The organism is Zobellia galactanivorans (assembly GCF_000973105.1).
Taxonomy (GTDB): domain Bacteria; phylum Bacteroidota; class Bacteroidia; order Flavobacteriales; family Flavobacteriaceae; genus Zobellia; species Zobellia galactanivorans.
In genome coordinates this window covers 1,514,881-1,529,759 of sequence record NC_015844.1, presented here as the reverse complement: position 1 = coordinate 1,529,759, position 14,879 = coordinate 1,514,881, and the positions used below count along the sequence as shown (strand labels likewise).

11 protein-coding genes are annotated in these 14,879 nt (G+C 43.2%); 2 read left to right on the top strand and 9 right to left on the bottom strand.

The features are described from left to right. Nucleotides 1–56: 56 nt before the first annotated feature. The 8 genes from ZOBGAL_RS06040 to ZOBGAL_RS06005 all read right to left on the bottom strand — a co-directional run bounded on the left by ZOBGAL_RS06040 (nucleotide 57) and on the right by ZOBGAL_RS06005 (nucleotide 7,413). Nucleotides 57–1,190, bottom strand: coding sequence for a PAS domain-containing sensor histidine kinase (locus ZOBGAL_RS06040; RefSeq protein WP_013992640.1), 1,134 nt, complete (start codon nucleotides 1,188–1,190; stop codon nucleotides 57–59). Between the two features lie 301 nt (nucleotides 1,191–1,491). Next, on the bottom strand, nucleotides 1,492–1,878 hold the full coding sequence (locus ZOBGAL_RS06035) for a DUF3037 domain-containing protein (RefSeq protein ID WP_013992639.1): 387 nt from the start codon (nucleotides 1,876–1,878) through the stop codon (nucleotides 1,492–1,494). Next, nucleotides 1,868–2,647, bottom strand: coding sequence for a HipA family kinase (locus ZOBGAL_RS06030; RefSeq protein ID WP_013992638.1), 780 nt, complete (start codon nucleotides 2,645–2,647; stop codon nucleotides 1,868–1,870). Before ZOBGAL_RS06030 ends, ZOBGAL_RS06035 begins: the two co-directional genes overlap by 11 nt. Nucleotides 2,648–2,718: 71 nt before the next feature. Next, the gene (locus ZOBGAL_RS06025; RefSeq protein WP_013992637.1) at nucleotides 2,719–3,597 is read right to left on the bottom strand and encodes an endo alpha-1,4 polygalactosaminidase; all 879 of its coding nucleotides are present in this window, start codon (nucleotides 3,595–3,597) and stop codon (nucleotides 2,719–2,721) included. Between the two features lie 70 nt (nucleotides 3,598–3,667). Then, nucleotides 3,668–4,072, bottom strand: a complete 405-nt coding sequence (locus ZOBGAL_RS06020; protein WP_013992636.1) for an OsmC family protein — start codon at nucleotides 4,070–4,072, stop codon at nucleotides 3,668–3,670. Between the two features lie 121 nt (nucleotides 4,073–4,193). Further along, nucleotides 4,194–5,621 (bottom strand): DUF1593 domain-containing protein, encoded by a 1,428-nt coding sequence (locus ZOBGAL_RS06015; RefSeq protein WP_013992635.1) that lies wholly within the window; start codon nucleotides 5,619–5,621, stop codon nucleotides 4,194–4,196. 193 nt (nucleotides 5,622–5,814) lie between these two features. Beyond that, a complete protein-coding gene (locus tag ZOBGAL_RS06010) occupies nucleotides 5,815–6,465 on the bottom strand; it encodes a hypothetical protein (protein WP_013992634.1) in 651 nt (216 codons plus the stop codon). A 45-nt stretch (nucleotides 6,466–6,510) separates the two neighbouring features. Then, the gene (locus ZOBGAL_RS06005; protein WP_013992633.1) at nucleotides 6,511–7,413 is read right to left on the bottom strand and encodes a metallophosphoesterase; all 903 of its coding nucleotides are present in this window, start codon (nucleotides 7,411–7,413) and stop codon (nucleotides 6,511–6,513) included. 116 nt (nucleotides 7,414–7,529) lie between these two features. Between ZOBGAL_RS06005 and ZOBGAL_RS06000 the strand changes: the two genes are divergently transcribed. Next, nucleotides 7,530–9,908: a cell surface protein gene (locus ZOBGAL_RS06000; protein WP_046287794.1), complete on the top strand. Its 2,379-nt coding sequence runs from the start codon at nucleotides 7,530–7,532 to the stop codon at nucleotides 9,906–9,908. On the opposite strand, the gene ZOBGAL_RS05995 is transcribed toward ZOBGAL_RS06000, so the two are convergent. Then, entirely contained in the window at nucleotides 9,905–11,107 is a 1,203-nt protein-coding gene (locus ZOBGAL_RS05995) for a Pycsar system effector family protein (protein WP_013992631.1), read from the bottom strand. The two genes, ZOBGAL_RS06000 and ZOBGAL_RS05995, sit on opposite strands and share 4 nt — an antisense overlap. A 39-nt stretch (nucleotides 11,108–11,146) precedes the next feature. Between ZOBGAL_RS05995 and ZOBGAL_RS05990 the strand changes: the two genes are divergently transcribed. Continuing rightward, complete coding sequence (locus ZOBGAL_RS05990; protein ID WP_046287793.1) at nucleotides 11,147–14,872, top strand: metallophosphoesterase; 3,726 nt, start codon at nucleotides 11,147–11,149, stop codon at nucleotides 14,870–14,872. Nucleotides 14,873–14,879: the final 7 nt, after the last annotated feature.

The window sequence follows — 14,879 nt, the reverse complement described above, 5'->3', positions numbered from 1 at the left end:
AATTAAGCTAAATATGAACCGATAGGAAGCTCGAAGGCCTCTTAATCTCCATCCGTTCAACTTAGGGCTTCTTCCGGCTCGGTTCGGAGCGGAATAGTAAATTTAAATTGGCTTCCCTTTCCTTGGATGCTGTTGGCCCATATTTTACCCCCTATCTTTTCCGCCAAGTCTTTACTGAGAATAAGACCGAATCCGGAGCCTTTTTCTTTGGCCGTACCTATGCGTCCATGGTCTGAATTTATATTGAACAATTTTTGACACTCCTCTTGACTCATTCCTATGCCATTATCGGCAACGGTTACTTCAACCTGTTCTTTGTTAGATACCGTTGATATGTTGATATGGCCCCCAGAAGGGGTGAATTTGATGGCGTTGGAGACCAAGTTGCGTATGATGGTCTTTATAACCTTTGGGTCGGAAACGACTTCAATATTTTTATTTTCAATATAGTTCAGACTGATGTTTTTGGTCTTTGCAATGGCCTTAGATAGTTCTAAGGTTTCATTGACGATTTGGCCGAGGTTTATTTGGTCGGATATAATATCGATTTGTCCCGATTGCGATTTGGCCCAACTCAAAAGGTTATCGAGCAGGCAGATAGCATTTTGGGTAGTGGTGTCGATCAGTTCCAAACATTCTTTACTCTGAGACAGATTATTACTTGCTATGGCATTCGAAGCCATGTCGGAAAGCATGGTAATATTGTTGAAAGGACTTCTGAGGTCATGGGCGATTATGGAAAGCAATTTGTCTTTGGTCTCCCCTATTTTTTTTAATTCTGCCTCGTTTTGGTGGAGGGTTTCCTCGGCCTTTTTACTTTCTGTAATGTCGCGTACCACACAAAGGAGGAACTTTTCTCCATTTTCATCTATAAATCGTGATTTTCGAGTGGATAGAATTCGTTTTTCACCACCTTGAAGTGTCATCGTTTCCTCTCTGATACATTCAATGCCATCGGATAGAACTTGTTGGTCGATTTTTAGGAAGCCTTCGCGTTCTGTCGGGCTTACTATTTCGGCGAGGGTCTTTCCGATGATATTTTCACGGGAAAGGTCGACCAACTTGCAAAAAGCATCATTGACCATTACAATTTTGCTATGTATGTCTTTTACAAATACAGAATCACCCATATTGTTAAGTATGGTCTGGGTATATTTTCCGTCGTGATAAATGCCGTAATCTAATTCCATTTTTTTTCGCAAAGTCAGGGTTTGTGATTGTAGGTTTCGGGGTCTACATAAGAGGCGGATGTCTGTTTTTTATTGGTTCTATGCCGTATTCAGTGTTTCTGTCCAAATGTTAATTTATTGTTCTAAAATTCTGTAAACCAGCTTGTAGTGATGGCTACAATTTAATGTTAAAAACAATAAATTGAAAATTTATGGTGAAATTAATTTGGGTTTGGAAGGTTTTTTTTGAAAAGTATATGAATTCTGCCTGGGTTGAAGGGTGGCTTTTTTACCTCCTGAAATGAGGCTCTAGATAGGTAATTTATTGGAGCACGTACTTGTTAAAAAGGTCGTGCAATTCTTTTTCCGGGTCGAAGCAAAGACCTGGGTGCGGTTCGGAACTTTGAATGATCGTACTTCTTGAAGCGGTGAGCCAACGGAACCGCGAAGGCTGGTCAAGTTTGCCGATAGCCCCGCCCTGGGGTTCGCCCATACATACTTCTTTCCATGCTTTGAGGTATGCTTCAATGGTATTGGGGTCTATATCACTGGCAAATGCGTTGAGGCGTGCCTTGTCAACATGGTATCGTATGTCTAAAAACTTCTTCCTTTTAGAGAAAAGAATAGCTCCTACGTTAATGAATTCTTCACGTTCTACCCTGGGCACCAACCTAATGATGGCAAATTCGTAAACAACCCTATCTTGCATTTTTTGCCTCTTTTACCAGTAGATTCAATTGGGAAAGTCTTGTCTCCAAGAATTGTATATATGCCGCCCTAATGGCATCGGGGCTTAGGGTGTCCGTTTCACTGTTCAGCCATTCTTCGGGTATTTTAGAAACAATTTCGGCAATGGTAGCGGGGTCTATTCGGTTTTCGATTTCCGTTGCGGCCTCTTCCAATTTTGTGGCCCGTTCCAAGAGCACATGGTCTTTTATTGCCGGGAAGGTCCTAGATAGGTGGGTTTCCCATGTCGCCCAATTATGGTGAAAATAAAAACTGGATCCATGGTCTATAAGCCATAGTTCTTTATGCCAGTTCAAGAGGTTCGTGTTTTTGGCGGTGCGGTCAATATTGCTGATCATACTGTCGAGCAGTACCACCTTCGATGCGGTCATGGGGTCGGCAATAGAGACCAGGGGATCGTAAACAATGGCGCCCGATAAAAAGTGTAAGCCTAAATTGAGCCCGACACTGAACTTTAGTAGGTCTTGTATTTCTTCATCGGGTTCGGTCTTGCTAAAGGTGTCGTCTAGGTTCATAAAGACGATTTCGGGTACGTGAAGACCAATGGCACGGGCAAGTTCCCCACCTATAAGTTCGGCTATAAGGGCTTTTTTTCCTTGGCCTGCGCCCCTAAATTTTATGACGTACAAGAATTCGTCATCGGCCTTGACAAGGCCTGGTAACGAACCGCCTTCCCGTAAAGGTTTTAGGTATTGTACCACATCTACCGTTCTGATTTCAATGGGCTTCATGGTGCTAAGGTACTAAAAGAAGTATTTTGAAATCATTCGGAGGGTATTTCTGGGCTATTTTCTTGGTTTTCCTATTGCCCGTTGTAATGAACGTACTTTTTTACTCGGGTGTCTTCACAGATAAAAGCCAAATCTTTATTGTATAAATTTGTATAATCTGAGTAAACTTGATCACAGTTGCTTTCGTTATAATGAACGATGATGACCCGTTTCCCATCTTCCAAAAAACTTTGGGCGCCCGATGTCTCCCACCAATTTTTTTCATCGTGGTATGACTCGTATGTGACCCCGTCAAAGTTTTCGGCATTTTCCACAAAATTTTTCGCCATGCATTTCATGCCTTTTTTGTGGACATAGGCGCAGAGTTCTTGAAAATAGGCTATGCTTTCCTCTTTGGTAACCTCTAAACCGTAGGCTTCCCTTGCATCTTCGTACAGGGCCCAGTCCATATTGTCAAATTCCACCCAATCAAAACCCCAGTCCGCAATTTGGTCGATGCGCGATTTCATAAGGGCTACAATTCCGGTAGTCGTGTTATTTACAAAATATTCGCCGGGCCATTCATTCCATTGCTCGGTGGTCAAGTAAGGCTTAAGGTCGTCAAAATCATCTCTCCAATCTTCACCGGTGCCAATACTGATATAGGCTGCCAATTGATTTCCGTTGGCCTTTATTTTCGGGATAGACTCAATGACACCATCTTCATAGGGGTCTAACAGAACATAGGCTTCCTTTGCATTTAAAACGATTTCACCTACCTGGTCGGCAGTATGGTTTTCGATATATGCATGGTTATAGACCGCTATGGCACCAGTGTTGCCGACCGTTTCTTCTGCAACAATGGTGTCGTCTTTGTCGCTACATGCCACTTGAACGCAAGCTATAAGAACGGTGAGCAAAATTTTCATGGTTCGTGTACTCACAATAAAGAAATTCAGTGTTTTTTGCATGGTCAATAGAGTGTTAAGGGCTTATTTTTTCTTCTTAACACATAGGGGCAATGTTCATGCCGTTCGGTTTTTATTCCGATATTTTTTTGATTTCACCCTCTATGGAACAGATAGACTTAACGGTGTTGTAGATAGTCCCGTACTTTTCAATATTCTTTTTGAGCAAATCGGTATTTAGATTTTGGTCTTGGCTGTATATGTTTAATACATAGTTTATGTTGTCCATCCTTGGAGGCTTTTCAAGGCGGGTCGCGTTTACCCTTATTTCGGCGGAGGAATATTCAAAATTCATTAAAATGGAAAAGCGTTCGACATTTTTAAGAATGCAAGATGAGAAGGAACCCAAAAATAGCTCGGCAGGGTTAGGTAGGCTATCGGCCGATTCAGGGGTAATCCCAAAACTGATTTCGGAGTTTTTGATGCCGATATGCGCATTGCTTTTTGAACTAGAGGAGGCCTTAACGTGATATTCCATAATTTAAATTCAATTAATTGGACTTAAAGACAAAGACAAAGACAAAGACAAAGACAAAGTTGTGCCTTCAATTTTTCTTAATGGACCGATGTTGTCAAAAGGTCGAAAATTAGGGGACGTATTATTTGGGGGTTATGGTAACGATGACCCTTTTGTATCGTGTCAATGGGGGTTCGGCTTTGTCGGTTACTTTTACTATAAAATGCGCGGTTTCCTTTTTCTTCACTTCGGGGGCCGTGAAATAGGCCATATGAACGTTCTCTGCTCCGTTGACCTTTATTAATTTTTTATAGGAGCCGGCCTCTGGATAATTAAACCATAGAAAACTAATGTGGTCACCGTCGGGATCGGTACTTTCAAAAGCATCTAGGGTAAAGCCTTGCCCCGATTTCACAGTGATGTGTTCTGGGTGGCTCAATACGGGAACGGGAGGGTGGTTGGCTTCTTTGTAAGACAGGGTACACCAATCCATACGGGCGGCAAAATCGTTTTGAAAATCATCTCTCCACCGCCATAAGGTAACTTTATCGTTGGTAAATGAAATGGTATCGTGCTTTATGGATCGGCCATACGTCTTGGCTATATAAGGGGTGTAATGATCGATGGCATTGGTCCATATCGGCCTGGTCTCGGGAGCGATGTTTACTATTGAGTTTCCTTCCTTGGTTTTTGAAAAATCGGGTTTGTACAGTTCGTATCGGCCGCCCCAGCCGCCCCATTCAGGATGCTCTGCTGCGTTGAGTCCATTTGGTATAAGGGATAAGAACGCAGGGGTGTCGCCTTCTACGCCCCATGCCACATCAGGGTATACCGCACCCAAGGGGCCGTGGCCTTGTTGTATGTTCTTTGTTATCCAGTGGTTGCTGATACTACTGTTGTCAATACCTTTTACATAGCTGTTCACACCGGTCCAAGTGGCGCTTTCATAATGGTCACCGGGACTAACGATATAAAACAGGTCGGGAAAATTGTTCCTGATCCAAATACCGCTGTCATCTTGGTCGGATATCGTATAGACCCTAAGTTTGGAGATCAACCTTTTGGCCTCTTTTTCTTTTTTGGTGTGTTTGATTTTGTACAGTGCTTGGGCAAGGGTGTTGACGCCACCCCAAGTAGATATCCATAATGGCCGGTCATCATTTTCTTCCAGTACTTTTATGATCCATTCGGAGCCTTCCGAGTCCATTCCTTTGCCAACGCCCTTCATACCGTATTTGGGCAGGCCTTTCTTGATTAGGGAGGATAGGGTTTCTGCATCGGGAAAACCGGCTTCGTGTTTTAAAAGGTTCGGTTGTACTTTGCCATAGGCCGCAATTACTTTTTCAATAGATTCGGGATGTATATTCGAAGTAAGCCAACAAGATGTGGTCGCAACAATCCCTTTGATGTCAATTTGGTTCGCATATAAGAACAAACGGACCAAAGATTGGGTGTCATCGGGGTCGGCTTCAATATCGGTCAATATGATTACCCTGTTTTTTTGTTCTTCCTGGGCAAAAGTGAAAGTAAGGGGCGAAGAAAATAGTAGCAAAAGGATAATGCCTCTCATAATGATAGTTGTTGGTTGGTTATGGACAAATATATCAAATAAGTTGTTGACCTTCTGGGTTTTCTAAATCTACGGAATATGAGCTTGCTGGTTCAACCTATAATATATTCTTCATATTAGGCCAAGCTATTTCATGGGCTATAAATCCTTTTGCCCCGTGTTGTTGTGAAACGCAGTTGTGAGGATACACATTTTATTCCCCCAATTCGGTAATCTTCTTTTCGTAAAGTTTTTTGCTCTCGACAACCGCGACGTTGAGCTCTTGCATAATACCGTCTACACGGCCTTCTATGCTTTTCATCTGGTCGTTTATGTTGTCAAAGGAATTAAGGGCGGCGGCAACCTCTAGGGCTTTTACCACCTCTACGGCATCGCCGTGCAGTAGTTTTAGTTTGTCTATAGCCTTTGAAGTATTGGCCAAGGTGGTGCTGTATTTGGTGCGGGCCTTTTCAATGGCCTTTAAAAGGGTTTTTTTGCTGGTTTCATCACTTAGGCTATTGGTCTGTTTTTCCATGGCGGTAAACAGGTTTGAGGCCTTTTCTTTTAAGTCCTCGTACTCCTTGTTCAGGTTTTGTACACGACGGTCTACTTTTTCCCAATCACCGTAAACCTTGGCAAACTCCTTGTCTTCGTTCTTGGTATCTTCCAAGGCACTTTTTAGTGCATTTAAAGATTCAAGGCCTTTGTTTACGTTTTTGTTGGCGGTCTCTTTTTTGTTTTCAAAGGCGTTGACCTGCGATTTGAATTTGTCTTTTAAACGGATAAGGTCTTCAGGACTTTTGTCTTTCCAGCATGAGGTAAGGGCAAGCGCAATCAAGGCAAGGGATAGTGTTCTTTTAAACATGAAATGTGATTATTAGTTAATGGTGGCGTAAAGATACGTATTCTTCTAAGCTTTTACTTTTTGGTAATCGGTCAGCTTTTGTGGGCCTTCCAATAAAACCCTGACCACCCGTAGGGTGCCATCGTCGGTAGTGGAAATTTGCCACTTGATCAGTGAAATGTGGCCTTTTTCGATTTCAATGCCCGTGATGCTACGGGGGTGTACACAGCTACCATCGTTAAAAAACGGAATGTCGCCCGGTTCTGGGAAACGAGGCCTATGGGTATGTCCTACAATGGTGATCTTTAACTGGTTCTTCAGTATCCACCGCTTAATGCGGCGTTCCATCTTAATGAGTTCCTTGTAGTTTTTTGCCGGGCTTGTAGGGTCGGCAATGCCCCATACTTGAAGGGGCTTCCAGAGTACACGTACTAAAAATCGGCTCCAACGCCAAAACGTGTAGTTCCACCAATCGGCCTGATGGCCATGGGTCAAGAAAATTTCCTGTTGGGTGGTCCTGTGTTTTAGAATGATTCCTTCGTGGTAGGTAATACCTTCAAAGAGCTCCTTAGATTCGCCATCAATGGGTTCGAAATAACTGCCTAGGTTCTTTTTTACATATTCGGGGTCTTTATAGACCATGTCGTGGTTGCCCCATATCATATGCAGCCTGCCGGATAAATGGAATTTTCGCAATAGGCCGTAAACGTTTTTGTGGGCCTCGAAAATAGATTCGAAAAACCGGTTTTCCCAAAGCTCGTCACCATCTCCTATTTCGCAGTAGTCGAAGCCTTCCTTATAGTAGAAATTAAGTGCGTGGTAATAGATATTCCGGTTGTTGGCGAAGTCATCGGCAAAACTATTGTCGCCCCTATGGCAATCACTGAAGAGAATAAACTTAGAGTCATCGTCAAAAGGTACCGTTTTGGCACTTTGGTACGCTCTGGATAACCGGGTATTCGACGACATATTGTAAGTTTGCATAAATATCTGAAAAAAGAAGGGAACAGCGCAAAGATTGCTTTGACAAAACTTTATTGTCCTTTGTAACATTTGACTGGTATTTACGACTGACTAGACGCATGATGAAAGACTGTTACGAAAATAAATTGCCTATTCAGCAGCTCATTAGTTTTGATAAACTTTTGCGGCAGTACGATGTTATGGCTGAAAGTGACGATATGGCAACGGCCAAAAAGGCAAAGCGTATCTTGAAACTGGCTGATCCCTACCCCGAGTTACGCGACGGGTTTAGCGATGTTTCCTTGCTCAAAAAGCACAAAGAGGTCATTAATGTTATTTTGCAGGATATCTTTCCCGAGGTCTTGACCAATAATGAGATCAAGACGGCTTCTTTACCTTATAGCGATGTGATTTTTAATTCATCGCAGCGGTTTAGGAATATATTGAAAGATGCCGGGGGCGAAAATTTCAGGCCACAGATGCGGAACCTGCCCGAAGACCAGATGTATATTGTGGCCTCAACGGTAATTCTTAATTTTCATTACGGCTTCAGTTTTGACTTCAAAAGGCCCTTCTTTTACGATATTCCCGATAAGCATGGGGTAATGCGGCATTATAGGATTTTGTACAACGCCGATTTTATTGAAATTTTACCTACGGATAAGTCCAAGAACCTTACGCAGGAAGATGTAGACGAGCTACTTGATAATTTTGACAATATTGAGCTTTGGAAGGAAAAAATCCCACCCCATAGTTTTGTCGCAAAGGGTTTCGTTGTTTCCAATATGTTCGATGTTACCGCCGAGCATTCGATTTCTGAAATAAAGTCGGGCTTGATTGCCAACGACAAACGGAACGGTGGAAACTTCATGGGCAATTTACAGGAGACCTTTAGGTCTTTCTTTAATGTTCCCAATATCAAGGTGGGCTTTGTTGAGTATAATCCTAAAGATAATCGCTTTGAAAGGGTTTTTGTCAATGGAATGCAGAGTTTTCTCTTAGGGGATGACGAGGTCTTGCCTTGTACCAGTGCCCTATGTAAAAATTCCTACCATAAGCTGCTAGAGGAAAACAGTTATTTTGCCATATCCGATGTGGATCGGCATTATAAGCGTTCGGAAGAGATAATGCTCTATAAAGGGCTCAAGGAGAAAGGAATTAAAAGTGCCATTTTAGCGCCTATAGCGGAAAATGGCAATCTTTTGGGGGTTTTGGAACTCGTGGCCTATGAGCCTAACGTACTCAATAGTGTAAATGCCAATAAGTTGGAAGATGTAATGCCTTTTATCGTATCGGCGGTACTTCGCTCCAAAAACGAGGAAAGCAACTTGATCGATGCCGTGATTCAGAATGAATGTACTTCTGTTCACGATTCGGTATACTGGCGTTTTGAAGAAGAGGCCAAGCGTTTTATAAAAGATAATATAGAAGGGCGACAACCTACGTTTAAGGAAATCGTCTTTAAAGATGTATATCCGCTATACGGACAAATTGATATTAAAGATTCATCGCATGCACGTAACGTGGCCATTCAGCGCGATCTGATGATCCAACTCTCTACCATAAACGAGGTATTGGAGTCTGCTTGGCAAAAACGAAAGCTGCCTATTTACGAAGAGCTGATGTTTAGGGTGAACAACCACATCGACAGTATTAAGGAAACCCTTCATACCAATAGTGAACAGGCGATCTTTAATTTCGTTATGGAAGAGATCAATCCCGTATTCGCCCATTTGAAGCAGTCCGATGAGGCCTTGGGGAATTTGATTCTAAGCTATGAATCTTCGATAGACATGGGTACCGATTCATACTATGATCATCGTCGTAATTACGATGAAAGTGTTACGCGGATCAATATGCGCCTAGCCTCCTTGATCGATAAAAAGCAAAAAGCCGCCCAAGCCATGTTTCCTCATTATTTTGAGCGTTACAAGACCGATGGTGTAGAGCATAATATCTATATCGGTAAGGAAATTGTAGACGATCGAGAGTTTGATATGATCTATTTGAACAACCTTCGGTTATGGCAGTTACAGGTAATGTGCGAGATGGAAAATGCACACTATGCCTTAAAGCCGAAGCTTCCGGTGCCCTTGGATGTGGCTTCGCTGATTTTGGTGTACAGTACTTCATTATCTATCCGTTTTCGAATGGACGAAAAGCGATTTGATGTAGATGGCACCTATAACGCACGCTACGAAATTATCAAGAAGCGTATCGATAAATCCTATATAAAAGGAACCAACGAACGTTTGACCCAAGCCGGTAAGATGGTCATTGTGTATTCGCAGAAAAAAGATGAGCTAGAATATTTGCGCTATATCAAGTTTTTGCGTTCTAAGGGCTATTTTACGGGAAAGGTTGAAATCGTTGAATTGGAAGGACTTCAGGGAGTCAGTGGAATGAAGGCCATACGCGCCGATATCCTCTACAAGAATGGGCAGAAAGACCATGAAAAGACCTATACCTACGAAGACCTTATGAACGAGTTGAAGGCCTAGTGGGGCAATTCAATTATTCTTTCGGGGCCGTAGAATTTCAAGGCCACGAAAAAAGCTATAACCGATAACGTCATTCCAATCATAAATACGGTATACGTCCAACGCAAAAGTTTGTACTTCCTATCCAAAACAAGTCCGAGAAAATAAAGATCCTTGGTCAATGAAGCATAGACGTACTTCTGGTCTTTGATCAACTCTTGAATGGCCCACTCATAATCTTCGAGCTTCATCTTATGGAAGTTGCCGAAGAACAAGAGGTTTACTTTTTTCTGGTTGACATCCTCTTTGGTAAATTCCCCACTGGTAACGTTCGGGCGCGTCGCCATAATCGACATGATCATAGAGGTAACGCTGAAAAGCACAAAAATACCTGCCGGAATGACCAGATAGTCATTGGAAGGGTTATCTAGTTTTGGGATGAGGTTGGTTAGCATCAACGAAATGATAATCGCGTTGACCGACAAAAGGATATTGGCCTTGGTATCGGCAATATCACTTAACTTCAGGTGGTTCCGCATGGTCACCCTGAACATGGTCTGTATACCCCTTTCCGGACTTTGGTTCTTTAATTGGACCTTAAGTTCTTCTTTTTTACGGACCTTTTTTTGCTTTTTATCACGCTTTACCAATTTCTTGAGGTTCGCGTCCTTGCCTTCTTGCCAATGTTTTATGGCATAATCGGTATAAAAACGATGTTCGGTCTGAAACATTTTAATGTTGGCGCGGCGCCACTCCTTTGGTGTGATTTCGGCAATGCCCAATAAGGCTAACTCTTCCCGTAACATTTCACAGGTTTCATCATAACTTGATCGGGCCAAATGCGATGCATCGGCATCACGCATTATTTCTTCCATCAGGTTTTGTGGCTCGTAGCCCTTCTTGGTAGCCATAATAAGACTGCAGACCGTTTCTATGGTCTGTGGGTCGCAATTTTGGTCCGTAAGAAATTCTCTGGCTATGATACAGCTGTTTTCCTCGTGGTTTTCTGCGCCTTTTGTATAACCGGTATCATGTAACCACGCGGCAAGGGTTATTGCATCACTATCCTTGGTATTTAAGTTATAATAGTCCAGTAATTCTTTAGTACTTTTGACCACGCGTTGCGTATGTCTAAGATTGTGGTATAAGTAATTGGTATCTAAATCTTTGGCGAGTAGATGAGTTGCAAATTCCTCGGTTTTCGATAGTAAATCCGGCATGAAAAATGGTTTATGGATCCAAATTACAAAATATTGAGAATGAATAGTCTCCTATTGGGCAAACATTTTGCTCTAATAGTCTTAATCGCCTTATTCACGGGCTGTGCCACATATAAGACGAAATACGCCGATGTATCCGGTGCGCACGATGTGTCTTCCGATAAAAAGGTGGCCCATACGTTCTATCTGATCGGCGATGCCGGTCTTTCCCCTATGAACGATATGAACGATGCCTTGAAGGTTTTTAAAAAAAGCCTCGACAATGCCGATGAGAATAGTACGGCCTTATTTTTGGGCGATAATATATATCCGGCAGGCATGCCCGACCCCAAAGATTCCACGGAAGCTTACTTAAAGGCGAAGAATGATTTGGATGCCCAATTAAAGACGCTCGAAAACTTTAAGGGAAAGCCGATTTTTATTCCGGGAAACCACGATTGGTATACCGAGGGCCTTGTAGGCCTTGAACGCGAACAAAAATATATTCAGGAAAAACTCGATAGCAAAGAGGTTTTTTTTCCTGAGGATGGATGCCCGATAGAGACCATTGAAATCAATGATGATGTTGCGGTTATCGCCATTGATACGGAGTGGTACTTGACCAATTGGAACAAAAGGCCCGATATCAACGATAAATGTGATATTAAAACGCGTGACAAGTTTTGGTTGGAACTAGAGGATGAAATTAAGGACAATCGTCAACGTACCACCATTATAGCCATGCATCACCCGATGTTCAGCTACGGTACCCATGGCGGGTATTACCCTTTACGAAATCATTTTTATCCCAAAGGAAACATTGGTCCTTTGCCTATTTTGGGCACCCTTATCAACGTCTTGAGAAGAACTACGGGAGCTTCTATCGAAGATATGCAGAACAAGCGCTATACCGAGTTGCGAAAACGTTTATTGACCTTGGCGCAGTATTCCGAGAAGGTGATCTTAGCTTCAGGGCACGAGCATACAATGCAATATATAGTAGAAGAGAACACTCCGCAGATTGTAAGCGGTTCGGGCGCGAAAATAGGGGCTACCCGCTTGTTGAACGGAAGCCGGTTTTCTACGGGGCACCGGGGTTTTGCCGCTTTGGAAGTGTATACCGATGGTTCTTCGCGTGTGCGGTATTTTGGCGTGGCACCTAATGATGAAAAGGAATTTTTGTTCACAACGGAAGTGCTGCCCCCGGATCGAACGTTCTCAGAAGAAAAATACCCCGAAAAATTTCCGGCTACCGTTGAAGCTTCGGTATATTCACCGGAAGAGGTAGAGCGAAGCGGTTTTTTTAAGTTCCTATGGGGCGACCGTTACCGTAAATACTACGCTACCAAAGTAAAGGCTCCCACCGTAAACCTAGATACGCTTATGGGCGGACTTGTACCGGTACACAAAGGGGGAGGACATCAATCAAAATCGTTGCGGTTAAGGGATAAGGACGGTAAGGAGTTTGTTATGCGGGCCCTGCGCAAAGATGCGGAGCTTTATCTGCAGGCGATGGCCTTTCAGGAGCAATACGTGATGGGCGATTTTGAAAATACCTATACCGAAAAGTTCCTTTTGGATTTTTATACGGGTTCACATCCTTATGGACCTTTTACCACAGGGGTATTGTCTGATGCGGTGGGGCTGTTCCATACCAATCCGGTCTTGTATTATGTACCCAAACAACCGGCCTTGAAAGAATACAACCAATCCTTCGGCAACGAACTCTATATGATCGAGGAGCATGCCGGGGACGGTCATGGCGACTTAGAGAGCTTTGGCCACTCCGAGGAACTCAAGAGCACGGATAGCATGCTCGAAGACCTGCGCGACGACGAGAAATACTCCGTAGACTCACAGCTATATCTAAGGGCACGGCTTTTCGATATGGTTACGGGAGACTGGGACCGTCATTTGGATCAATGGAGATGGGCCGAATTTAAAGATGAGGAAAATGATAAGGTCGTCTACAAACCGGTACCTAGGGACCGTGATATGGTCTATTCGAAACATGGCGATGGCTTTTTTATGAACTTGGCCACGAGAATCATACCTGCCCTACGTTTAATGGAAGGCTTTAATGAAGACATACGAAACGTAAAGGGGTTTAATTCTTCGCCAAAAACCTATGTGCTCGATATGGCCCTTTTAACGGAAACGACCTCTCAAGAATGGCAAGAACAGGCGCAATTTATACGAGAGAACCTTACCGAAGAGGTTATTGACAGGGCATTTGCCTATTTTCCCGAAGAGGTAAGGGATGAAACGGTTGCCGAAATCAAGCGTATATTGTTGGCCAGGGCGGCCAAGATCGAAGAGACCGCGGAAATCTATTATGGAGTATTGAATAAATACGCGGTAGTTTCTGGGACGGATAAAGACGACTGGTTTGAGGTGAATGTCCTTAACGGGAAGGAAACCCAAGTAAAGGTATACCGTAATATCAAAGGGAAGAAAGACAAACTATTCTTTGAAAAGGTATTTCAAAGGGACGTCACCAAGGAAATTTGGGTCTACGGCTTAGACGACGACGATATTTTTGAAGTGAACGGCGATGTACCCAGTGCGATTAAGGTTCGATTGATAGGCGGGCAGAACAATGATACTTATATCGTGAACGAAGGACGCAACATTGCGATCTACGACTATAAATCGAAAAAAAATACGGTTGAGTCGAAAAGTGGGGCCAAAGTGAAGCTGACCGATGATTACAACACCAATAATTACTTGCCCTTACAAATTCGCAATTCGGTTAATCAAATTATCCCGACTATCGGTTATAATCCTGATGATGGGGTTAAGATCGGGATAAGCGATACGTATACCTTTAACGGTTTTAGGCAGAATCCGTTTTCGCAACGGCATAAGCTAGATGCTTCTTTTTACTTTGCCACAAGCGGGGTGGAATTGGGGTACAGCGGTGAATTTGCCCATATTTTTGAAAATTGGAACCTGCTATTGAACGCACGCTTTACGAGCCCGAATTTTGCGATCAATTTTTTTGATTTTGGAAACAGCACCGAGAATTTTGACGATGATTTGGGAATGGACTACAACCGGGTACGCCTTCAGACCTTAAAGTTCGCACCTGCCTTGGTTTGGCGTGGCCAGTTGGGTGGAAAGTTCAGGGCGGGCGTGTCGTATGAGTCTATAGAGGTAGAGGAGACCGATAATAGGTTTATCAATACGTATTACCAAGCGAACGGAGAGGAGACCGCGAATAAATTCGTTGGTGTAGATGCCGAGTATTCATATGCCAATACCGACAACGAGGCATTCCCTACCATGGGTATGTCGACATCGTTGGTGGCCGGTTATAAGCGTAGTGTCGATAATGGGAATACGTTTGGGTATGTAGTGCCCAGCCTAGGCTTCGATTATAAATTAATACCTAGCGGTAGATTGGTCTTGGCCACGAAATGGAAGGCGCATTTTAATATTGGAGATGATTATGAGTTTTATCAAGCGGCCAGTATAGGTGGTGTAGATGGATTGCGAGGTTTCAGAAACCAGCGTTTTACCGGTAAAAAAGCCTACTACCAAAATACCGATATCCGTTATAGCCTCAGAAAAATAAAAACTCAGTTACTACCCTTGTCAATGGGGCTCTATGGAGGTTTTGACTACGGAAGGGTATGGTTGCCCAAAGAAAATTCCAAAGATTGGCATACCTCCTATGGAGGCGGTTTTTTCCTGAACGGTGCTGACATCGTAACGGCACGTTTGGCACTGTTCAACAGTGATGACGGATTGCGCTTTTCCTTTGGGGTAGGTTTTGGTTTCTGACCCTAAC

Excerpts from the sequence above, each read along its gene's own strand:
- ZOBGAL_RS06040 (WP_013992640.1), bottom strand. The coding sequence starts at position 1,190 with ATGGAATTAGATTACGGCATTTATCACGACGGAAAATATACCCAGACC.
- ZOBGAL_RS06035 (WP_013992639.1), bottom strand. The coding sequence starts at position 1,878 with ATGCAAGATAGGGTTGTTTACGAATTTGCCATCATTAGGTTGGTGCCC.
- ZOBGAL_RS06030 (WP_013992638.1), bottom strand. The coding sequence starts at position 2,647 with ATGAAGCCCATTGAAATCAGAACGGTAGATGTGGTACAATACCTAAAA.
- ZOBGAL_RS06025 (WP_013992637.1), bottom strand. The coding sequence starts at position 3,597 with ATGCAAAAAACACTGAATTTCTTTATTGTGAGTACACGAACCATGAAA.
- ZOBGAL_RS06020 (WP_013992636.1), bottom strand. The coding sequence starts at position 4,072 with ATGGAATATCACGTTAAGGCCTCCTCTAGTTCAAAAAGCAATGCGCAT.
- ZOBGAL_RS06015 (WP_013992635.1), bottom strand. The coding sequence starts at position 5,621 with ATGAGAGGCATTATCCTTTTGCTACTATTTTCTTCGCCCCTTACTTTC.
- ZOBGAL_RS06010 (WP_013992634.1), bottom strand. The coding sequence starts at position 6,465 with ATGTTTAAAAGAACACTATCCCTTGCCTTGATTGCGCTTGCCCTTACC.
- ZOBGAL_RS06005 (WP_013992633.1), bottom strand. The coding sequence starts at position 7,413 with ATGTCGTCGAATACCCGGTTATCCAGAGCGTACCAAAGTGCCAAAACG.
- ZOBGAL_RS06000 (WP_046287794.1), top strand. The coding sequence starts at position 7,530 with ATGAAAGACTGTTACGAAAATAAATTGCCTATTCAGCAGCTCATTAGT.
- ZOBGAL_RS05995 (WP_013992631.1), bottom strand. The coding sequence starts at position 11,107 with ATGCCGGATTTACTATCGAAAACCGAGGAATTTGCAACTCATCTACTC.
- ZOBGAL_RS05990 (WP_046287793.1), top strand. The coding sequence starts at position 11,147 with ATGAATAGTCTCCTATTGGGCAAACATTTTGCTCTAATAGTCTTAATC.